This window comes from Variovorax saccharolyticus, assembly GCF_030316765.1.
Classification (GTDB): Bacteria; Pseudomonadota; Gammaproteobacteria; order Burkholderiales; family Burkholderiaceae_C; genus Variovorax; species Variovorax saccharolyticus.
Genome location: NZ_JASZYT010000008.1, coordinates 221,461 through 241,709, shown reverse-complemented (window position 1 = coordinate 241,709; position 20,249 = coordinate 221,461). Strand labels below are relative to the sequence as shown.

20 protein-coding genes, 3 tRNA genes and 1 pseudogene are annotated in these 20,249 nt (G+C 68.2%); 10 read left to right on the top strand and 14 right to left on the bottom strand.

Annotated elements, in window-relative coordinates; all coding sequences use genetic code 11:
• Window positions 1-45: 45 nt before the first annotated feature.
• Entirely contained in the window at window positions 46-2,298 is a 2,253-nt protein-coding gene (locus QTI45_RS23945; protein ID WP_286369934.1) for a RelA/SpoT family protein, read from the top strand.
• Window positions 2,299-2,304: 6 nt separating this feature from the next.
• Here QTI45_RS23945 and greB read toward each other — a convergent pair whose 3' ends face one another.
• Window positions 2,305-2,868, bottom strand: a complete 564-nt coding sequence (greB, locus tag QTI45_RS23940; RefSeq protein ID WP_286369935.1) for a transcription elongation factor GreB — start codon at window positions 2,866-2,868, stop codon at window positions 2,305-2,307.
• Between the two features lie 94 nt (window positions 2,869-2,962).
• A complete protein-coding gene (locus QTI45_RS23935; RefSeq protein WP_286369936.1) occupies window positions 2,963-3,181 on the bottom strand; it encodes a hypothetical protein in 219 nt (72 codons plus the stop codon).
• A gap of 194 nt (window positions 3,182-3,375) precedes the next feature.
• Here QTI45_RS23935 and QTI45_RS23930 point away from each other — a divergent pair, with 194 nt between their 5' ends.
• On the top strand, window positions 3,376-3,840 hold the full coding sequence (locus QTI45_RS23930; protein WP_286656080.1) for a DUF6790 family protein: 465 nt from the start codon (window positions 3,376-3,378) through the stop codon (window positions 3,838-3,840).
• A 3-nt stretch (window positions 3,841-3,843) separates the two neighbouring features.
• Here QTI45_RS23930 and QTI45_RS23925 read toward each other — a convergent pair whose 3' ends face one another.
• From QTI45_RS23925 to hrcA, 9 genes and pseudogenes are all read right to left on the bottom strand, one after another.
• A complete protein-coding gene (locus tag QTI45_RS23925) occupies window positions 3,844-4,284 on the bottom strand; it encodes a GNAT family acetyltransferase (RefSeq protein ID WP_444813305.1) in 441 nt (146 codons plus the stop codon).
• Window positions 4,285-4,305: 21 nt separating this feature from the next.
• A pseudogene (locus QTI45_RS23920) lies at window positions 4,306-4,692 on the bottom strand (VOC family protein); the annotation flags it as partial.
• A gap of 58 nt (window positions 4,693-4,750) precedes the next feature.
• Entirely contained in the window at window positions 4,751-5,107 is a 357-nt protein-coding gene (locus QTI45_RS23915) for a hypothetical protein (protein ID WP_286369938.1), read from the bottom strand.
• 109 nt (window positions 5,108-5,216) lie between these two features.
• Window positions 5,217-5,417 (bottom strand): hypothetical protein, encoded by a 201-nt coding sequence (locus tag QTI45_RS23910; RefSeq protein ID WP_286369939.1) that lies wholly within the window; start codon window positions 5,415-5,417, stop codon window positions 5,217-5,219.
• Between the two features lie 98 nt (window positions 5,418-5,515).
• Window positions 5,516-5,836, bottom strand: a complete 321-nt coding sequence (locus tag QTI45_RS23905) for a hypothetical protein (RefSeq protein WP_286656079.1) — start codon at window positions 5,834-5,836, stop codon at window positions 5,516-5,518.
• 165 nt (window positions 5,837-6,001) lie between these two features.
• Window positions 6,002-6,715, bottom strand: a complete 714-nt coding sequence (locus tag QTI45_RS23900) for a hypothetical protein (protein WP_286656078.1) — start codon at window positions 6,713-6,715, stop codon at window positions 6,002-6,004.
• Window positions 6,716-7,036: 321 nt separating this feature from the next.
• Window positions 7,037-7,113: transfer RNA gene (locus tag QTI45_RS23895), tRNA-Arg, on the bottom strand.
• Window positions 7,114-7,284: 171 nt separating this feature from the next.
• A tRNA-Ile gene (locus tag QTI45_RS23890) sits at window positions 7,285-7,361 on the bottom strand.
• A 35-nt stretch (window positions 7,362-7,396) separates the two neighbouring features.
• Window positions 7,397-8,404 carry a heat-inducible transcriptional repressor HrcA gene (gene hrcA / locus QTI45_RS23885; protein WP_286369942.1) on the bottom strand — a complete coding sequence of 336 codons (1,008 nt, stop codon included), beginning with the start codon at window positions 8,402-8,404 and terminating at the stop codon, window positions 7,397-7,399.
• A gap of 28 nt (window positions 8,405-8,432) precedes the next feature.
• On the opposite strand from hrcA, the gene QTI45_RS23880 reads away from it, so the two are divergent.
• Genes QTI45_RS23880 through rapZ form a run of 3 tightly spaced genes read left to right on the top strand, consistent with a single transcriptional unit; the run spans window position 8,433 to window position 11,885 of the window.
• The gene (locus QTI45_RS23880; protein ID WP_286369943.1) at window positions 8,433-9,329 is read left to right on the top strand and encodes an NAD kinase; all 897 of its coding nucleotides are present in this window, start codon (window positions 8,433-8,435) and stop codon (window positions 9,327-9,329) included.
• A gap of 1 nt (window position 9,330) precedes the next feature.
• A complete protein-coding gene (gene recN / locus QTI45_RS23875) occupies window positions 9,331-11,013 on the top strand; it encodes a DNA repair protein RecN (RefSeq protein ID WP_286656077.1) in 1,683 nt (560 codons plus the stop codon).
• Entirely contained in the window at window positions 11,010-11,885 is an 876-nt protein-coding gene (rapZ, locus tag QTI45_RS23870; protein WP_286656076.1) for an RNase adapter RapZ, read from the top strand. Before recN ends, rapZ begins: the two co-directional genes overlap by 4 nt.
• On the opposite strand, the gene mutY is transcribed toward rapZ, so the two are convergent.
• The 3 genes from mutY to mutM form a co-directional block, all read right to left on the bottom strand.
• Window positions 11,882-12,943, bottom strand: coding sequence for an A/G-specific adenine glycosylase (gene mutY / locus QTI45_RS23865; protein ID WP_286656075.1), 1,062 nt, complete (start codon window positions 12,941-12,943; stop codon window positions 11,882-11,884). The two genes, rapZ and mutY, sit on opposite strands and share 4 nt — an antisense overlap.
• On the bottom strand, window positions 12,933-14,891 hold the full coding sequence (locus QTI45_RS23860) for a dynamin family protein (protein ID WP_286369947.1): 1,959 nt from the start codon (window positions 14,889-14,891) through the stop codon (window positions 12,933-12,935). Before QTI45_RS23860 ends, mutY begins: the two co-directional genes overlap by 11 nt.
• 73 nt (window positions 14,892-14,964) lie before the next feature.
• Window positions 14,965-15,780 (bottom strand): bifunctional DNA-formamidopyrimidine glycosylase/DNA-(apurinic or apyrimidinic site) lyase, encoded by an 816-nt coding sequence (gene mutM, locus QTI45_RS23855; protein WP_286656074.1) that lies wholly within the window; start codon window positions 15,778-15,780, stop codon window positions 14,965-14,967.
• 81 nt (window positions 15,781-15,861) lie between these two features.
• Here mutM and QTI45_RS23850 point away from each other — a divergent pair, with 81 nt between their 5' ends.
• The 5 genes from QTI45_RS23850 to QTI45_RS23830 all read left to right on the top strand — a co-directional run bounded on the left by QTI45_RS23850 (window position 15,862) and on the right by QTI45_RS23830 (window position 20,223).
• Entirely contained in the window at window positions 15,862-17,685 is a 1,824-nt protein-coding gene (locus tag QTI45_RS23850) for a tetratricopeptide repeat protein (RefSeq protein WP_286656073.1), read from the top strand.
• Window positions 17,682-18,173: a lipoprotein insertase outer membrane protein LolB gene (locus QTI45_RS23845; RefSeq protein ID WP_286656072.1), complete on the top strand. Its 492-nt coding sequence runs from the start codon at window positions 17,682-17,684 to the stop codon at window positions 18,171-18,173. The genes QTI45_RS23850 and QTI45_RS23845 overlap by 4 nt, the downstream gene beginning before the upstream one ends.
• On the top strand, window positions 18,170-19,036 hold the full coding sequence (gene ispE / locus QTI45_RS23840) for a 4-(cytidine 5'-diphospho)-2-C-methyl-D-erythritol kinase (protein ID WP_286369951.1): 867 nt from the start codon (window positions 18,170-18,172) through the stop codon (window positions 19,034-19,036). The genes QTI45_RS23845 and ispE overlap by 4 nt, the downstream gene beginning before the upstream one ends.
• Window positions 19,037-19,109: 73 nt before the next feature.
• Window positions 19,110-19,186 (top strand) — tRNA-Gln (locus QTI45_RS23835).
• A 62-nt stretch (window positions 19,187-19,248) separates the two neighbouring features.
• The gene (locus QTI45_RS23830) at window positions 19,249-20,223 is read left to right on the top strand and encodes a ribose-phosphate pyrophosphokinase (RefSeq protein ID WP_286369952.1); all 975 of its coding nucleotides are present in this window, start codon (window positions 19,249-19,251) and stop codon (window positions 20,221-20,223) included.
• Window positions 20,224-20,249 lie beyond the last annotated feature (26 nt).

The window sequence follows — 20,249 nt, the reverse complement described above, 5'->3', positions numbered from 1 at the left end:
TGTGGCTGAATGCGACGACTCGGCGGCCACGCTAAAGTGGTACCCATGAGCGCGGTCGTCAAGCCCCTGACCGGGGCATCCCCTGCCCTGCGGCCGAGTCCCGCAGCGCTGAATGCTGCCGCCGCCAGTTTCGCCGCCCTGACCGACCGCCTCGACTACCTGGGCGCCGAGGACATCGACCTGGTCCGCCGCGCCTACCGCTTCGCCGACGAGGCCCACCTGGGGCAGCTGCGCAACAGCGGCGAGCCCTACATCACGCATCCGATCGCGGTGGCGGCCCAGTGCGCCGAATGGAAGCTCGACGCCCAGGCGCTGATGGCGGCCCTGCTGCACGACGCGATCGAGGACTGCGGCGTCACCAAGTCCGAGCTGATCGAGCGCTTCGGCGCCCCGGTGGCCGAGCTGGTCGACGGTCTCACCAAGCTGGACAAGCTGCGCTTCAACACCCGCGAGGAGAACCAGGCCGAGTCCTTCCGCAAGATGCTGCTCGCCATGGCGCGCGACGTCCGGGTGATCCTGGTCAAGCTGGCCGACCGCACCCACAACATGCGCACGCTGGACGACGCGCCGCGCGAGAAATGGGCCCGCATCTCGCGCGAGACGCTCGAGATCTACGCCCCGATCGCCCACCGGCTGGGCCTGAACCAGACCTACCGCGAACTGCAGGACCTGTCGTTCCGCCACCTGCGGCCGTGGCGCTACGCGGTGCTGTCCAAGGCGGTGGCCAAGGCCCGCGGGCGCCGCCGCGACCTGATCCAGAAGGTGCAGCAGGAGGTCGAGACCTCGTTCGCCGCCGCCGGCATGAACGTGCGCATCGCCGGGCGCGAGAAGACCCTCTATTCCATCTACCGAAAGATGGACGAGAAGCACCTGAGCTTCGCCCAGGTGACCGACATCTACGGCTTCCGGCTGATCGTGCCGACCGTGATCGCCTGCTACACCGGCCTGGGCATCCTGCACCAGATGTACAAGCCGCTGCCGGGCAAGTTCAAGGACCACATCGCGATCGCCAAGCTCAACGGCTACCAGTCGCTGCACACCACGCTGGTCGGCCCCTCGGGCGTCAACGTCGAGTTCCAGCTGCGCACCGAGGCGATGCACGTGGTGGCCGAATCGGGCGTGGCGGCGCATTGGCTCTACAAGGCGCAGGAGCCGGCCGCGGCGACCAGCGAACGGCTCGGCGCCAAGTGGCTGCAGTCGCTGCTCGACATCCAGGACGAGACCCGCGACGCTGCCGAGTTCTGGGACCACGTCAAGGTCGACCTGTTCCCCGACGCGGTCTACGTCTTCACGCCCAAGAGCCAGATCATGGCGCTGCCGCGCGGCGCCACCGTGGTCGACTTCGCCTACGCGATCCACAGCAACATCGGCGACCACACCTCGGCCGCCCGCATCAACGGCGACCAGGTGCCGCTGCGCACCGAGCTCAAGAACGGCGACGTGGTCGAGATCATCACGGCGCCGGTATCGACGCCCAATCCGGCCTGGCTCGGCTTCGTGCGCACCGGCCGCGCCCGCTCCAAGATCCGCCACTACCTCAAGACGCTCGCGCATGCCGAATCCGAAGGCCTGGGCGAGAAGCTGCTGGCGCAGGCGCTGCGCGCCGAGGGCCTGGGCAAGCTGCCCGACGACGACGCCGACCACCAGCAATTGTGGGAGAAGCTGCTGCGCTTCACCGGCAACCGCACCCGCGCCGAACTGCTGACCGACATCGGCCTGGGCAAGCGCATCGCCAGCATCGTCGCCAAGCGCCTGATGGCGCTGCTGTCCGAGCGCGGCGAGAAGCCCGACGCGCTGATGCTGAGCCGCGAACGCTTCACGGCGCACGAGGGGGTGTCGCAAGGCGCGGTCACGCTCGACGGCAGCGAGAACTCCTCGGTGCGCTTCGCCCTCTGTTGCCGGCCGATCCCGGGCGACGGCATCGTCGGCTACCTCGGCCACGGCGAAGGGCTGGTGGTCCACACCGAGGAATGCGGCGTCGGCCAGCGGCTGCGCTACAAGGACAGCGAGCGCTTCTTCGCGGTCGAATGGGCCGACGAGCCTGTGCGCACCTTCGAGACCGGCGTGGTCATCACGGTGCGCAACGACAAGGGCGTGCTGGCGCGGGTGGCGGCGACGCTGGCCGATGCCGAGGCCGACATCACGCACGTCGAGATGGCCGACGAGACGCCACAGGATTCGACCGACCTGCGCTTCGTGATCGCGGTCCGCGACCGCGCGCATCTCGATGCCGTGCTGCGGGCGGCGCGGCGCACCTCGTCGGTGCTGGCAGCGGCGCGGACGGTTCCGGCGCCCTGAGCCGCTTCAGGCCGGTGCCGGGTAGCGCACCTGCAGCACCTCGACTTCGTGCATGCCCCCGGGCGTCGCCAGCTTCACCACATCGCCCTCGCGCGACTTCAGCAGCGCGCGCGCGATCGGCGAGATCCAGCTGACCTGCGCCTGGGCGCTGTTCGCCTCGTCGATGCCGAGGATCGTGACTTCGCGCTCTTCGCCCTCCTCGTCGGCGTAGCGCACGGTGGCGCCGAAGAAGACCTGGTCGCTGCCGTGATGCACCGACGGGTCGGTGACCTCGGCCACCTCGAGCCGCTTGGTCAGGAAACGGATCCGGCGATCGATCTCACGCAGCCGCTTCTTGCCGTAGAGGTAGTCGCCGTTCTCGGAGCGATCGCCGTTCTTGGCCGCCCAATGCACCGCCTCGACCACCTTCGGTCGTTCGTTGTCCATCAGGTCGAGCAGTTCGGCGCGCAGCCGGGCGTAGCCGGACGGCGTCATGTAGTTCTTGCCGCCCGCGGGCAGCGGCGGCAGGCCGGCGCCTTCGCCGCCGTCATCGTCGTCGCTGTCGCTTTCCTTCGTGAATGCCTTGCTCATGCTCCGAAGGTTGTATCACGGGCGCCAGCCCTCAAGGCCAGGGTGCGAAGCCCTGGCCCCGGATGCCAATGGATACAAAAGATACTGCTGCCGTTCAGCCGGCCTGCATCTGCGGAGCGGGACTCGCGTGATCGGAGGCATCGAAACTCTGCTGCTGCACTTGCGCCTCCGCGATGGCGGCGCGCTTGCCGGCGGCGCCGCGCACGATGCCACGCACGAGATGCCTGGGAATGTGGTGCGTTTTCTGCAGCAGGGCCAACGCCTCGCTGCGCGCGGGCTCGGATGCCGGCAGGAACATTTGCAATGAGCTCATCGTGGTCGCCCCAATGAACGCCAGGATTCGAAGAGGCCCCTGGCTTGGCCGAGGGCGGATTATGGGCGGCCGGCGGGCGCCCGTCACAGGTCGCCCCCGCCGCCGGTAGTGTTGATGGCCCACCCCGGTTACACCTGCGGCGGGATGCCGCCGCGGCACAATCCTGCGATCGCAGCAAGCCAACGGACCGATCCATGTACTTCGTCATCGTCGCCGGTCTGATGCTGGTCTTTCCGCTGCTGTCGATCGCGATCGAACTGGGCGCTGGGCATGCCTCGCTCGGCATGCCGCTGATCGGCAAGTGGTACGTGTTCTGGGCCGTCGGGCTGCGCCTGCTGCTGGCCGGCGTCCGCCAGATCCTGCAGCCGCGCTACACGGCCGAGACCATCCTCGGCATCCGGGGCGACGACGTCTTGCTGCTGGTGCGCGAACTGGGCTTCGGCAACCTCGCCATCGGCGTCGTCGGCACGCTGAGCCTGCTGTTGCCGGGCTGGCTGACGCCGGCGGCGCTGGTCGGCGGCATCTTCTACGGGCTGGCCGGAATCAACCACGCCCTGCAGCCGCATCGCAACGCGAAGGAGAACGTGGCGATGGTTTCCGACCTGTTTGCCGCCGCGGTGCTGCTGGCCTTCTGCGGCTGGGCGGCGCTGCACCCCTGAGGCTCAGGCGCCGCCGCCGGGGATGTTGGCGGCGATCCGCTTTCCCATGCTGACGCGCGGCTCGACCCCATAGCCCAGCGCTTCGTAGAACGCCGCCACCGATTCGTTGCCAGGGGCGATCTGCAGGTTGATCTTCATGCAGCCCCGATCGGTCAGGGCGCGCTCCGCGTGCCTCACCAAGGCCGTGCCGACACCCCGGGACCGGTGCCCCGGGTCGACGGCCACCGAGTACAGCCAGCCCCGATGCCCGTCGTAGCCCGCGAGCACCGTGCCGATCACCGAAGCCTGCGCCAGCGCGACGAAGAAGAGGCCGTCGGCGACCGCCAGCTTCTTGTCGATGCCGAGGGCCGGGTCGTTGTGCGCCGTGCCGTAGCTGAACGTGCGGCCCCAGAGACGGACCACCTGCTCGCGGTGCACCGGGTCCGCGTACGTGGCGATCCGGATCCCGGCGCCCGCCTCGGCCTCCGGCGCATGGCAGGCGACGCCGAACTTGTTGCCGTCGGGGTCTCGAAAGTAGGCCCCGTAGTAGTCCGGGTGATAGTGCGTCCGCAGGCCGGGTGCGCCTTCGCAAGTCCCGCCATGGGCGAGCGCGATGTCGTGCACCGCGCGCACCATCGCGCGGTCGGCCGCGGCGAAGGCCATCATCTGGCCGTTGCCGGGTGCGTGCGGCAGGCCGTCGTGCGGCTTGCAGATCACGAAGAAGGGCCGCGACCGGCCTGCGCTGTGCCAGCCGGCCCAGGGTCTCTCGGGTTCGCAAAAGCGGCGCTCGAGCCCCAGGCCCTGCATCAGCGGTTGATAGAAACGCAGTGCGCGCTCGAAGTCGCTCACGCTCACGAAGACATGCGAAAACATCTGGGCTCCCCAGGGGCCTGTCCCCCTGATGAGCCGAAGATAGCCTAACGCCCGAAGCTCAGTTCTTCGCCGGCACCGGCACCTCGGTGGTGCGGATCTTGCCGCCACCCTGCACACTGCCGCGGATGGTGGTGTTGCCGGTGCCCAGCACGCGCTGCTCGCAGGCGGCGCGGGCACTTTCGGGCTGCCGCTGGCAGCGTGCGAGCGCGTTCTTGTCGTAGCCGCCGGGGCTGTTCAAGAGACCCTGGCGTTTTGCTTCCTGCGCCGCAGCCGCTTCGCGGTAGCAGGCGGTGCGGTCGACGCGCGGGTCTTCGCAGTTGGGCATGTTGCTGCCCTGGGCCTGCGCCACCGCTGCGCCGAGCATTGCAACGCCGGCGAGCAGCACGCTCGATGTCGAACGGAGGATTGATTTCATGACGCTTCTCCTTGATCAAAAGTCGACCCGGAAAAGTCTGCCGCGATCCGCGCGGCTTGCCAAGCCGATCGAACAGCGCCCGAAGCGCGCCCCACCGCCCCCGGTTCGGCTACCAGAAACGCCACCAGGGCCGCGCAGGCTTGGCTTCCGGCTCCAGCGGACCATGGCCGGATGGCGTCGAGCCCAGCCGGCGGCTCAACTCGGCCTCCATGCGTCGCGCCTGCTCCAATGCGTCGGGGTCGCCCAGCTCGGCCCGCTTTCTCAGCACGTAGGCCGCAGCGGCGAGTTCTTCGTCGCCCATCGTCTCCATGCGGAAGATTCTGGCGGCAGGCGCCGTGGCGGCCAATAAGCCATCCGGCCGGTCGCGGGGCCGGCCGGTGCACCCTTCGGCCAGGGCCTGCGCGCGTCCTAGTTCCTATCGCCCGATCTGGAGGACGCGGTCACGCTGTAGGCCAGGAAGATCCAGGCCAGAAGGCTGACCACCGTGCCGCCCCAGCCGAACCCGGTCTTGCAGTCGACAGCGAAGAACTGCGCCACCAGGGGAAAGCTGTCGACGATGATCATCCCGGTGTAGGCGGGAAGATGGAAGATGTACACGGCCCAGGCGACGAAATCACCGGCGTTGACGACGCCATCGGCGTTCGCATCGAGCGTGTTCTTGACCGCATCGCCAGCCCTGGTTCCGATCCACCAGCGGCGGCAGTGCTCGCTGTCATTGACGATGCGCATGCAGGTGTTCTCCTCGGTATCGCTGTCGCCGCGGGCGCAGGCGTGCGAGGGAGTGTCGTCGGAGGTCGGCTGGAAGGCAAAACGAAAAAAGTCCTTCCTGGCGTGCCGATGATCAGCGGTGCTGCGGAACTGGCCGATCTGTTCTGCAGGATCGTGCCACCGCTCCTACTTCTGCCCGACCTGGATCTTGTCCGCGGTGGCGCCCAACACAGGCCCCGTGTCGCGGCAGTTGCCGAACTCGCAGCGCACGACCATCGTCTTGCCGAGGTCCGCGCAGGGAATGCGGTAGATCTCGAAGCCCGGGCCCTTCGACACCAGATCGGCCATCGGCGCGACTTGGCAGCTGCGGGTCTTTGCCAGGCGCTCGGCGTTGTAGGTGTCCACGCCCGTCGAGCGGCGCGTGTGCACCGTCGGATTGAACTTGACCCAGGTCACCTTCACGCTGGGGTCCTGGTTCTCATAGCCCGCCTGCGCCATGCAGTCTGCCATCATGGATTCCTGGCGCTTGTACCAGCGCTGGCGCTCGGGCGCGTCGACCCAGTAGGCGAACGCACCGACGCCGACGGCCACCGGCACAGCAGCCCAGAACGTCCAGATGCCGGTAAAAGGTGCGGCGACGCCAAATGCGTAGCCGGTGCCGGCGGAGACAAGGAAGGTCGCCTCGTCGTGCTCGCCATAGCGGATGTACGGCAGGTCGCCCGCGCGCTTCTGGCACTTGGCGACCGTTGCGTCATAGTCAGGGGCCGCCGTCGGCGTCGGCTTGACGTCCGGGACGTAGGTGGAGCCATAGCCGGAACCTGGGCCGGTCGAGGGACGGCCCGAACCAGCACATCCACCCAAGAGCACGGCCACGCAGGCCAGACTGATCGCAAGCTTCACACCTTCTCCTCTTTTTGGTCCTCGCCGATTTCAACACAAGTTGTAACCTGGAAAAACAACAAAATTGAGGATGCCGTGGAATAAGCACGCCCCTCCTGTGGCACAGCTGAGGGACGATCACGGCGCGCTACAGCGTCGCCCAGATCGTGGAGTTGCACGGGGCGCTGGAGAAGATCAAGGCCGACGACGGCCGGTGGAACAAGAGCCTGGCAACCTTACGGCTCGAGCAGGCGGAGGGACGGCGGAAGAACACGAGTCCCCCGAAAGTCCCCCAAAAGAAAATGGCCTGGAAGAAATGAATCTTCCAGGCCATTCAGAGAGTGGTGCGGCTGGCAGGAATTGAACCCACGACCCCTTGGTTCGTAGCCAAGTACTCTATCCAACTGAGCTACAGCCGCACAGCTTGCGATTATAGCATGCATTTCAGCTGCCTTTCCAGCCGGTGGCCGGAATGAAGCTCAAGGACATGCGGACGATTCGTCCCGGGCTGTCACCGGGGAAGAATCCGAGTCTGCGGAGACTCTTCTCGATCGCACACGGAGTCTAACCCATGGTCGACGAGTGGTCGGTGGTAGGCCGTCCTGGGCTTGAACCAGGGACCAACGGATTATGAGTCCGCTGCTCTGACCAACTGAGCTAACGGCCCACGCGCCAGGGATTCTAGTGGTCCCGGCGCCCGTCCTACTTGCGGTGGCTCAGCGCGTTGGTGACCAGCTTCGAGGTGATGTCGACGATCTGGATCATTCGCTCGTAGGGCATCCGGGTCGGACCGATGACGCCGAGCGTGCCGACCACCTGGCCGTCGACTTCGTAGTTCGCGCTGACGATCGACAGGTCGTCGAAGGGCACCACCTGGCTTTCGCCGCCGATGAAGATGCGCACGCCCTCGGCCTGGCTCGAGACATCGAGCAGGCGCATCAGCTGCGTCTTGTGCTCGAACAGCTCGAAGGCGCGCCGCAGATGCCCCATGTCGCTGGAAAAGTCGGTCACCGCGAGCAGGTTGCGCTCGCCCGCGATGACGACCTCCTCCTGGGCCTCGATCATGACCTCGGAGCTGACCTGCACGGCCGCCTGCATCAGGGCCGCGATCTCGCCGCGCAACTGCTCGACCTCGGACTGCAGCCGGTCGCGCACCTGCTCGATCGAGAGGCCCGCGAAATGGGCGTTGATGTAGTTCGAGGCCTCGACCAGCTGCGACTGCGTGTAGTCGACCTCGGGGAAGATCACGCGGTTCTGCACGTCGCCGTCGGGCGCGACGATGATCACCAGCAGCCGGCGGTCGGACAGGCGCAAGAACTCGATCTGCCGGAACACCGAGGCGCGCCGCGGCGCCATCACCACGCCGACGAACTGCGAGAGGTTCGACAGCAGGTTGGCGGCGTTCGCGATCACCTTCTGCGGCTGGTCGGCCGCCAGGCTCGGTGCCGAGGCGAACTGCTCGCGCTCGGCGGTCAGCATGGTGTCGACGAAGAGGCGATAGCCCCTGGCGGTAGGGATGCGACCCGCAGAAGTGTGGGGGCTTGCGATGAGGCCGAGCACCTCGAGGTCGGACATCACGTTGCGGATGGTCGCCGGCGACAGATCCAGGCCCGGCGCGCGCGAAAGGGTGCGCGACCCCACGGGCTGCCCGTCGGCGATGTAGCGCTCGACAAGAGTCTTCAGCAGCAACTTGGCACGGTCGTCCAGCATCGAATGATTTTAATGTTGTAATTTGTGAATGAGCTCCCGCTTTCGGCATGTCGCACTGATCGGTAAATACCAGGCCTCCGGCGCCCGGGCGCAATGCGGCGCGCAGGACGACGTGATGGAGGGCATCGGCGCCTTCCTCGAATCGCAGGGCTGCAAGGTGTTCGTCGAGAAGTCGCAGGCCCACCCGGTCGAGACCGGCCCCTATCCCGCGCTGACGGTCGAGGAAATCGGCCAGCAGTGCGACCTGGGCCTGGTGGTCGGCGGCGACGGCACCATGCTGGGCATCGGCCGCCAGCTGGCGCCGCACGACGTGCCGCTGATCGGCATCAACCGCGGCCGCCTCGGCTTCATCACCGACATCTCGCTCGACAACTACCAGGCGACGCTGATCCCGATGCTGGCCGGCGAGTACGAGGAAGACCTGCGCACCCTGATGCAGGCCAAGGTGATCCGCGACGGCCAGTCGGTGTTCGACACCCTGGCCATGAACGACGTGGTGGTCAACCGCGGCGCCACCTCGGGCATGGTCGAGCTGCGGGTCACGGTCGGCCGCCATTTCGTCGCCAACCAGCGCGCCGACGGCATGATCATCTCGACGCCCACGGGCTCGACTGCCTATGCGCTCTCGGCCGGCGGGCCGCTGCTGCATCCGGCAGTGCGCGGCTGGGTGCTGGTGCCGATCGCGCCGCACACGCTGTCGAACCGCCCGCTGCTGTTGCCCGATGCCGACGAAGTCACGATGGAACTGGTCGGCGGGCGCGACGCCAGCGCGAATTTCGACATGCAATCGCTGGCCTCGCTGGTCATCGGCGACCAGGTGATGGTGCGCCGCTCGGATTACCGGGTGCGCTTCCTGCATCCGCGGGGCTGGAGCTATTTCGACACCTTGCGCAAGAAACTGCATTGGAACGAAGGGGGATCTTGAGATGGCGTTGAGGCGCATTGCGCTGCGGGATTTCGTGATCGTGCGGGCCCTCGAGCTCGACTTCTCTTCCGGGTTCACGGTTTTGACCGGCGAGACCGGCGCCGGCAAATCGATACTGATCGACGCGCTGCAGCTCGCGCTCGGCAACCGTGCCGATGCGGGCGCGGTGCGCGAAGGCGCCGAGCGGCTGGACGTCAGCGCCGAATTCGACGCCGACCCCGCGCTGGCCGGCTGGCTGGACGATGGCGGGTTCGAAGGCGGCGATGCCTTGCTGCTGCGCCGCACGGTCGATCTCCAGGGACGCAGCCGCGGCTGGATCAACGGCAGCCCGGCCACCGCCACCCAGTTGCGCGAACTCGGCGACCGCCTGCTGGACATCCACGGGCAGCACGCCTGGCAGAGCCTGACCCGGCCCGAAGCCGTGCGCGGCCTGCTCGACGCCTACGCGGGCGTCGACACCGGCGCGCTCGAGGGCGCCTGGCAGGTCTGGCGGCAGGCGACAGGCGCACTCGATACCGCCCGCTCGGCCCAGGATTCGCTGCAGCGCGAACGCGAGCGGCTCCAGTGGCAGGTGGCAGAAGTCGCCAAGCTGGCGCCGGGCGAGGACGAATGGGAGGAGCTTTCGGCCGCCCACAGCCGCATCTCCAACGCCCAGGCGCTGATCGATGCCGCCGAGGGCGCCAGCAACGCGCTCGAGGACGACGACGGCGGCGCCCTGGTCGCACTGGGCCGCGCCCTCACGCTGCTGCAGAACTGCGAGCACATCGAGCCCGAATTCAAGGCGCTGGGCGAGGTGCTCGCATCGAGCGTGGCCCAGGCCTCCGATGCCGCGCATTCGCTGCACAGCTACCTGCGCCAGGCCGACACCGACCCGGAGCGCCTCGCCGAGCTCGACGAGCGCATGGGCAGCTGGATGTCGCTGGCGCGCCGCTACCGGCGTCCGCCGGCCGAGCTGCCGGCCTTGCTCGCCGGCTGGCAGGCCGAGTTGAAGGCGCTGGACGCCCAGAGCGACCTCGACGCCCTCGAGCGCGCCGAGCAGTCGGCGCAGCAGGCCTACCTGAAAGAAGCCAAGGCCCTGGCCAAGGCCCGCAAGCAGGCCGCGCCCAAGCTCTCGCAGGCGGTGACGCAGGCCATGCAGGAACTCGGCATGAAGGGCGGCCGCTTCGAGGTCGCGCTGCAACCGCTCGCCCAGCCCGGCCGCGCCGGCCTCGAGGAGATCTCCTTCCTGGTCAGCGGCCATGCCGGCAGCACGCCGCGCTCGATCGGCAAGGTGGCCTCGGGCGGCGAGCTCTCGCGCATCGCGCTGGCGATCGCGGTCACGACCAGCGAGCTCGGCGCCGCCCAGACGCTGATCTTCGACGAGGTCGATGCCGGCGTCGGCGGCGCTGTCGCCGAGACCGTCGGCCGGCTCATGAAGCAGCTCGGCCGCGACCGCCAGGTGCTGGCCGTGACCCACCTGCCGCAGGTGGCGGCTTGCGCGGATCACCATCTGGTCGTGGCCAAGCGGCAGACCGCGGCCAAGGGCCAGGCTGCCGCCCGCACCGAAAGCAGCGTCGCGGCGCTCGACGACGAAGGCCGCGCCCAGGAGGTCGCCCGGATGCTGGGCGGCGAGCGCGTCTCCCGGACCTCGCTGGCGCATGCCCGCGAGATGCTGGGGCAGAAGACCCAGGCGGCAGCGACATGAGCCTCGAACTCGTACTCATCACCGGCATGTCCGGCTCCGGAAAATCCGTCGCCCTGCACGCGCTCGAGGACGCCGGCTACTACTGCGTCGACAACCTGCCGCCCGAGCTGCTCGCGCCCTTCATCGTGCTGCAGCAGCAGCAGAAGGTCGACAAGGTGGGGATCGCGATGGACGTGCGCAGCGGCGTCTCGCTGCCGCTGGTGCCGCAGCAGCTCGAAGGCCTGCGCCAGCAGGGCGTCTCGCTGCGCTCGCTCTTCCTCGACGCCACCACCGATGCGCTGGTGCGCCGCTATTCGGAAACCCGGCGCCGCCATCCGCTGTCGCGCCAGGAAGGCCGCACCGACGCGCCGGAGCAGCAGCGCGTGCTGGTGCAGGCGATCGAGCTGGAGCGCGAGCTGCTGGCCGACCTGCGCGACGGTGCCGACGTCATCGACACCAGCATCATCCGCCCGGCGCAGCTCCAGAGTTACGTCAAGGCGCTGATCTCGGCCCCCGAGAGCGCGCTTACGCTGGTGTTCGAGTCCTTCGCCTTCAAGCGCGGCGTGCCGCTCGATGCCGACTTCGTCTTCGATGTCCGCATGCTGCCCAATCCGCACTACGTGCCGAACCTGCGCGCCCTGACCGGGCGCGATGCGCCGGTGGTCGAATGGCTGCGCGAACACGAGGACGTGGCCCGCATGTACGGCGACATCGAGCAGTTCCTGCAGCGCTGGCTCGACGCCTTGGTGCGCGACCATCGCAGCTATGTCACGGTGGCCATCGGCTGCACCGGCGGCCAGCACCGATCGGTGTTCCTGGTCGAGCAGCTGGCGCGCGGATTCGGCGCCCGATGGGCCGCCCTCAAGCGGCACCGCGAGCTCGACGGCGCCTAATCCCCGCGGCTCAGCAGCAGCTTGCGCACCGGCGCAGGAAGGCCGAGCGCGGTCCAGTCGGACACCGCGAACCAGCCGCCCGCCTCGGCCAGCGGCTCGATGCCGCGCTCGATCGCCACCGGATGCAGATGCAGATCCTTGTGCGTGAGCACGTGCAGAAAGCCGGCTTCATCGCGCGCATCGGCGCGGTCCCCGGCGGGGAGCGTCTGCATCAAGGCTTCCCGGCTCTCGAAGACCGGCAGGCAGTAGAGCCCGGCCCAGATGCCGCGCGACGGCCGCTTCTCCAGCCACACGCGCCCTTGCGGATCGCGCGCCAGCAGCATCCACAGCGACTGCGAAGTGCGCCGCAGCTTGCGGGTCTTGACCGGGTAGTTTTCCGGCGCGCCCTGCCTGCGGCCCGCGCACAGGTCGCTCACCGGGCAGATCATGCAACTGGGCTTGCGCGGCAGGCAAACGGTGGCGCCCAGGTCCATCAGGCCCTGCGTGTAGCCGGCGATGGCGAGCCGGTCCTCCGCCGGCGGCAGCAGTCCGGTCGCCTCGTTCCACAGCAGCCGCTCCTGCGCGGCGGACGACAGATCGCCATCGAATGCCAGCAGCCGGGTCAGCACCCGCTTGACATTGCCGTCCAGGATCGCGACCCGCTCGCCGAAGCAGAAGGCCGCGATCGCGGCCGCGGTCGAGCGGCCGATGCCCGGCAATGTCTGCAGGTCGGCCGCCGTTCGCGGAAATTCACCGCCGAAGCGCGCCACCACCTCCTGCGCGCAACGATGCATGTTGCGCGCGCGGCTGTAGTAGCCGAGGCCGCTCCAGAGTCCGAGCACCTCGTCCTCGGTGCCCGCAGCCAGGTCGGCCACCGACGGGAACCGCGCCAGGAAGCGCGCGAAGTAGTCGAGCACGGTGCTGACCTGGGTCTGCTGCAGCATCACTTCGGACAGCCAGACGCGATAGGGATCACGCGTGTTCTGCCACGGCAGCTCGCTGCGGCCATGCGTGCGCTGCCAGGCCACGATGCGCTCGGCGAAGCCCGCTGCGCGCCCCTGCGAACTCTCAGGCGACAAGTTCGGTCCGTGCCTGCGGCGCGTTCGGCGCTTCGTTGCTGGCCAGCAAGGCGGTGAGTTCGGCCAGCCGCCGGTGCAGTTCGCCCAGGTTGGCCTCCTGGGCCGACAGCTCGGCCAGGCGCTCGTCGAGGCTGCCGGCGGCGCCCTGGATGCGCTCCACGGCCTCGATGCGCTTGGTGAAGTTGCGGCGCCGCTCCTTGAGCTGCGCATCGAGCTGGGCGCCTGCGCCCTTGCTCCAGCGCTCGACCTCGGTCATGGCGGCCTCGTTGACCACCCGCAGCCGGCTGGCCAGCGCGCGCACCAGCTTGTCGCAGAAATCGGGCTGGGCCAGCTTGAGCATGTTGCCCACGCCCAGGTAGTGGACATGGCTGCGTTCGATCTGGTCGAGCTGCTGCTCGAAGTCCGACAGGTCGGGCTCCGGCGGGGCCTGCAGCGTGAAGCCGTGCTCGGCGTTGAGCTGCCTGAAGGTGGCGTGCAGCATCGACTGGATCTCGGCGCTGGTCGCCTGCACCTCGCGCAGGTTGTTGCGCAGCGACTCGAAGGTCTCGGCGTAGAGCTTGCGCACGCTGAACTTGATGCCGCGCCGCTTGAGCGCCGCCGCCAGGCGGCCCATGTCGGCCTTGAGCGCGGTGCTGCCGAGCACCGCGTAGACCTCGCGCAGCAACTTGCCCTGCACCGAGCGCAGCGCCAGGATGCGGGCATTGCTGCCTTCGAACTCGGTCTGTTCCTGCTCGATGCGCGTGCGCATGTGGCGGATCACCGAACCGTTCTTGCCGCGCAGGCCCTGCAGTTCGAGCGCCTGCTCGGACAGGTCGCGCTGGCGCACGTTGAGGATGCGCGCGGCCTCGGTCCGCAGGGCGACGATGCCGGCCTCGACCGCCAGCCGGAGCATGGTCTCGCGCTTGCCGAGCAGGCCCTCGCCGAGCACCGCCTCGAGCGCCGGCAGCCGGCTGGCCTGGAGCAACGGCACGTCGCGGCGGATCTTGGCCTGCAGCCCCTTCTGCGCCGAGACCGGCAGCACCTGCGCCAGCGGGACGCCGAGCAGGTCGGCCGCGCCCTTGCGCTGGCGCTGGATCTGGGCGTCGATCTGAGCCGGCGTGCTCAGGATGTCCCACATGGTGTCGATCTTGTTGAGCACCACGATCCGGGTTTCGCTGAGATCGCCCTCGGTCACGAGATGCTCGCGCCAGATCGAAAGATCGGAGCGGGTCACGCCGGTGTCGGCGCCGAGGATGAAAACCACCGCATGGGCCTGCGGAATCAGGCTCACCGTGAGTTCGGGCTCGGCACCGATCGCGTTGAGTCCGGGCGTGTCGAGGATGACCAGCCCCTGCTCCAGCAGCGGATGCGGCATGTTCAGCACCGCGTGGCGCCAGCGCGGAATCTCGACCCGGCCGTCGGAATCGGGCACCGGGTTGTCGTCCGGGACATCGTCGCTCCAGAAGCCGAGGGCACGGGCTTCCTCGAGCGGTACCCAGCGCACCTCGGCCACCTTGCTCATCGACTGCGACAACTGCTCGGCGTTCTCGACGTCGATCGCGATCTCGGTCCAGCGCCCAGGCTCGTCGCGCCAATGGGCCAGCGAATGGGCTTCGAGCCGGGTCTCGATCGGGAGCAGCCGCAGACTGGGCGCGAGCGCCGGGTCGTAGCCCAGTTCCGTTGGGCACATCGTGGTGCGGCCCGCGCTCGCTGGCATGATCCGGCGACCGTAGGCGGCGAAGAAGATGGCGTTGATCAGCTCGGACTTGCCGCGCGAGAACTCGGCCACGAAAGCCACCATGACCTTGCTGGTGCGCAGTTGCGACTCGAGATCGCGCAGCCGCTCGGCCACGCTTTGATTCAGTAATTCGTTCTCATTCAGCCAGCGGGACAACCACTTGAGGCGGTGCGCAAAATTGCGCCGCCAAGCGCCGTGCTTGTCGAATTGCTGATTGAAGGAATCGGTCAAAGCAGGATTTGTAAGGGCGACTTACAAAATATAGCATCGGGGCGTCTATCAGAGCATCAATCACTCTCGGGATTCAATGCTTTTGGCACACTGGACAGAAATACGTGGCCCGCTGCCCCTGGCGGATCACCCGTACCGGTGTCGCGCAGACCCTACACGGCTCGCCCTTGCGGCCGTAAACCGTGGCTTCGAGCTGGAAATAGCCGCTCTGGCCATCCACGTTCGAGAAGTCCCGCAAGGTGCTGCCGCCGCGTTCGACCGCCCGTGCCAGGATGTCCCGCACTGCCGCATGCAGGCGCAGCGCACGCGGCCGGCTGATGCGCGCGGCCGACAGCGTCGGGCGGATGCCGGCGAGGAAGAGTGCCTCGGAGGCATAGATGTTGCCCACGCCCACCACCACGTCGCCTGCCAGCAGCACCTGCTTGATCGGTGCGCGGCGACGGCGCAGGCCGGCATGGAAGGCCTCGAAGTCGAAGGCGTCGCCCAGCGGCTCCATGCCCAGCCCGCCGAGCAGCTTGCGCGCCAGCGGCGAAGCCTCGTCCTCGACGTGGACCACGGCGCCGAAGCGGCGCGGATCGTTGAGCCGCAGCGTGCCGTGGCTGGTCACCAGGTCGAAATGATCGTGCGCGCCCGGGGTCGGCAGCAGGGCGTCGAAGCGCAGGCTGCCCGACATGCCCAGGTGCATCAGCAGCAGGCCGGCATCGAGGTCGACCAGCAGGTACTTGCCGCGCCGGCGAACACCGAGCACGGTGCGCCCCACCAGTTCGCCGGGCTCCACGGCCAGTGCCCAGCGCAGCGGCTTGCCGACCCGCACCGCCTCGATCCGGGCGCCCGCGATGCGGTCCGCGAATCCGCGACGGGTGACTTCGACTTCGGGCAGTTCAGGCATGGGAGCAGGCAGACATGAAAAAACGTCGGCGTTGAAACCCCACGCGACATGACGCAAAAACCTTGGATTATTATGGCTTCGATGAACCTTGCGCTTCGCCGATCCCGCCTCGCGGCGGCCGCTTTCCTGGCCCTGATCGCGCTTGCAGCGCAAGGCCAGACCGAAGCTCCCGCACCTGCCTCGCCCACCAGCCCCGCACCGATCATCAATCCGTCACCGCCCCCCGGCGCACCGGCGGTTTCTGAGACCTCCAAGGCGAGCGCGCAGGCCCAGCCGTCGGCCATGACCGCCGAGCTCTTCTACGAGGTGCTGCTGGGCGAACTCAACGCCCGCTCCGATCCGGGCGCCGCCTATGGGCTGGTGCTCGACGCCGCCCGCCGTGCGCGCGACGGCAAGCTGTTCCAGCGGGCGGTCGAGATCGCACTGCAGTCGCGCTCCGGCGATTCCGCCCTGGCGGCCGCCCGGGCCTGGAAGGACACCCTGCCTGATTCGCGCGAGGCGCGCCGCTTCGAGCTCCAGATCCTGATCGCGCTCAACCGCATCGCCGAGACGGTGGAGCCGCTGCGCGCCGAATTGGCCGCCACGCCCCAGGTCGAGCGGCCCTTCCTGATGGCCGTGATCGCGCGCAACTACGCGAGGGCGACCGACAAGAAGCTCGCCGCCTCGGTGGTCGAGCAGGCGCTGGCCGACGAACTGGCGAGCCCCGCCACCGGCGGCGCCGCCTGGGCCACGGTGGGCCGCCTGCGGCTGGCCGCCGGCGACACCTCGGGCGCGCTCGAAGCCGCCATCAAGGGCCAGCAGCTCGATCCTTCCTCCGAAGGCCCGGCGCTGCTCGCGCTCGACATCATGGACCCCGCCCAGCCCCTGGCCGAGCCGATCGTCAAGCGCTACCTCGCGGGGCCCAAGGCCCAGCCCGAAATGCGCGTCGGCTACGCCCGGGCCCTGGTCGAGGGACGGCGCTACGCCGAGGCCTCGGCCGAGCTCACGACGCTCACCGCGGCCCGCCCCGAACTGCCCGAGCCCTGGCTGCTGCTGGGCAGCCTGCAGACCCAGGCGCGGCAGGACAAGGCGGCCGAGGCCTCGATCAATCGCTTCATCTCGCTCGCCCCCACGCTGCGCGACCCTGAAGGCCGCGAGCGCGGCCTGACCCAGGCCTACCTGCTGATGGCGCAGCTGGCCGAACGGCGCAAGGACTTCGCCGGCGCCGAGACCTGGCTGGGCCGCATCGACAGCACCGACGACCTGGTCGGCGCCCAGGCGCGCCGCGCCGCGCTGCTGGCCCGCCAGGGCAAACTGGCGCAAGCACGCGAGCTGGTGCGCAGCCTGCCCGAGCGCACCGCGGACGAGAAGAAGCAGAAATTCCTCACCGAGGTGCAGCTGCTGCGCGATGCCAAGCAGTACCAGTCCGCCTTCGACATGCTGGCCCAGGCCAGCGCCGCGGCGCCGACCGACACCGACCTGATCTACGACCAGGCCATGGTGGCCGAGAAGCTCAACCGCCTCGACGAAATGGAGCGGCTGCTGCGCCGCGTGATCGAGCTCAAGCCGGACAACCAGAACGCCTACAACGCGCTCGGCTATTCGCTGGCCGATCGCAAGGTGCGGCTCGAGGAAGCCCGCTCGCTGATCCAGAAGGCGGTGCAGCTGGCGCCCGAGGATCCGTTCATCGCCGACAGCCTGGGCTGGGTCGAATACCGGCTGGGCAACACGGCCGAAGCCCTGCGCATCCTCGAGGACGCCTACAAGCGCCGCCCCGACCCCGAGATCGGCGCCCACCTGGGCGAAGTGCTCTGGGCCGCCGGCCAGCGCGATCGCGCAGTGACCATCTGGAAGGAAGCGTCGCTCGCGGATGCGGACAACGAGACGCTGCAGGAAACGCTCAAGCGCCTGCACGTGAAGCTTTGAACCGCCGTGGGGCGCTGCTGGCCGGTGCGGCCGGCTTGGCGCTGCTGGCCGGCTGCGCAAGTCCGGTGGGCCCTGCCGGCGCGGCCCGCGCCGAGGCCTGGAGCGGACGCCTCTCGCTGCGCATCGACGGCGAGCCGAACCAGAGCTTCTCGGCGCTGTTCGAGCTGCGCGGCGCGCCGCAGGCCGGCGAGCTGGTGCTCACGAGCCCGATCGGCAGCACCCTGGCCCAGCTTCACTGGGCGCCTGGGGAAGCCCTGCTGCGAAACGGCAGCGAGACCCGCCGCTACGACTCGGTCGACGCCCTGATCGAGGCTGCGACCGGCGCAGCGATCCCCGTGGGCGCCCTGTTCGCCTGGCTCGCCGGACGCGAAGAGCCCGTGCCCGGCTGGCGGCCCGACCTGTCGCAGGTGGCGGCCGGCCGACTGCAGGCCACGCGCGAGTCGCCGACGCCCCGGGCCGACCTGCGCATCGTGTTCGAACGCGCATGAAGGCCCTCTACGACCTTCCGGCGCCGGCCAAGCTCAACCTGTTCCTGCACATCACGGGCCGGCGGGCCGACGGCTACCACCTGCTGCAGTCGGTGTTCATGCTGATCGACTGGTGCGACACGCTGCACATCGAGAAACGCAGCGACGGCCTGATCACGCGCGAGGACCTCACGACACCGCTGCCGGCCGACGACCTGGTGGTGCGCGCCGCCAAGGCGCTGCAGGCCGCCGCAGGCACGCAGTGGGGGGCCCACATCGGCGTCGCCAAGCAGGTGCCGGCACAAGCCGGAATGGGCGGCGGATCTTCCGACGCGGCCAGCTGCCTGCTGGCGCTGAACCGGCTGTGGGGCCTGAAGCTGCCGCTCGCGGCCCTCGAGAAGATCGGCCTCGGGCTCGGTGCCGACGTGCCCTTCTTCCTGCGCGGGCACAATGCCTGGGTCGAGGGAATCGGCGAGATCATCACGCCGATCGAGCTGCCGCAAGGCTGCTTCGCGGTGGTGAAACCACCCGAGGGACTCGATACCCGACAAATTTTTGCGGCAGAGGATCTGCAACGCTCAACTCCTGCTGCTATAATCTCGGGCTTTGCTGCACATAGCGAATCGCATCAAGGACGGATCGGAAAAGGATTCGACTTTGGTCGCAACGATCTGCAGCCGGTTGCCCAGCGGCTTTGTCCCGCGGTCACCGAAGCCATCGAATGGCTCGGTCGCCAAGGACTCCAAGCCCGGATGACCGGTTCGGGAAGTTCGGTATTTGCAGCGATGCCGCGCGAAGCGCAACTCGCCGAGGCCCCCACGGGCTGGCAGGTTCGCAAGTGCAGCAATCTGGCCGTTCACCCCCTCGTGGGATGGGCGGACTGAGAAGATAATCAGGTCGCTCACGCGATCTGATGCGACATATATCGGTTGGCGACTTTTGGTCGTCGACCCGTGTAGGGGAGTCGCCAAGCTGGTTAAGGCACTGGATTTTGATTCCAGCATGCAAAGGTTCGAATCCTTTCTCCCCTGCCAAATTCATCAAGAGAATTTTGGCGGCTCCTCAAAGAGCCATTTCGCATTGCCGGGACGCACTCATGCAGGCTCAACACCCTGACTTCATGGTTTTCACCGGCAACGCCAATCCGGGCCTTGCCGCCGAGATCTCGCACCATCTGGGCACTTCGCTCGGCGCCGCGCGAGTCGGTCGCTTCTCCGACGGTGAAGTCACGGTCGAGATCAATCAGAACGTCCGTGCCCGCGATGTGTTCGTGGTGCAGTCGACCTGCGCGCCGACCAACGAAAACCTGATGGAACTGCTCATCATGGTCGACGCGCTCAAGCGCGCATCGGCCGAGCGCATCAGTGCCGTGATCCCCTACTTCGGCTATGCGCGCCAGGACCGCCGTCCGCGCTCGAGCCGGGTGCCGATCTCGGCCAAGGTGGTGGCCAACCTGCTCGAGACCGTGGGCGTGGCCCGCGTGCTCACCATGGACCTGCATGCCGACCAGATCCAGGGCTTCTTCGACATCCCGGTCGACAACATCTATGCGTCGCCTGTGCTGCTGGGCGACCTGCGCCAGAAGAACTACGAAGACCTGATCGTGGTCTCGCCCGACGTCGGCGGCGTGGTGCGCGCCCGGGCGCTGGCCAAGCAGCTCAATTGCGACCTCGCGATCATCGACAAGCGCCGTCCGCGCGCCAACGTCAGCGAAGTCATGCACGTGATCGGCGAGATCGACGGCCGCAACTGCGTGATCATGGACGACATGATCGACACCGCCGGCACGCTGGTGAAGGCCGCCGAGGTGCTGAAGGAGCGCGGCGCCAAGAAGGTCTATGCGTATTGCACGCACCCGATCTTCTCGGGTCCCGCGATCGAACGCATCGCACAGGGCAGTGCGCTCGACGAAGTGGTCGTGACCAACACGATCCCGTTGAGCGATGTCGCCACCGGCTGCACCAAGATCCGCCAACTGTCCGTGGCACCGCTGATCGCCGAAACGATCCAGCGCATCGCCAAGGGCGAGTCGGTGATGAGTTTGTTCTCGGACCAGGAAAACCTGTTCTGAGCATTGAGCCGGGCTTCCCGCAGCGG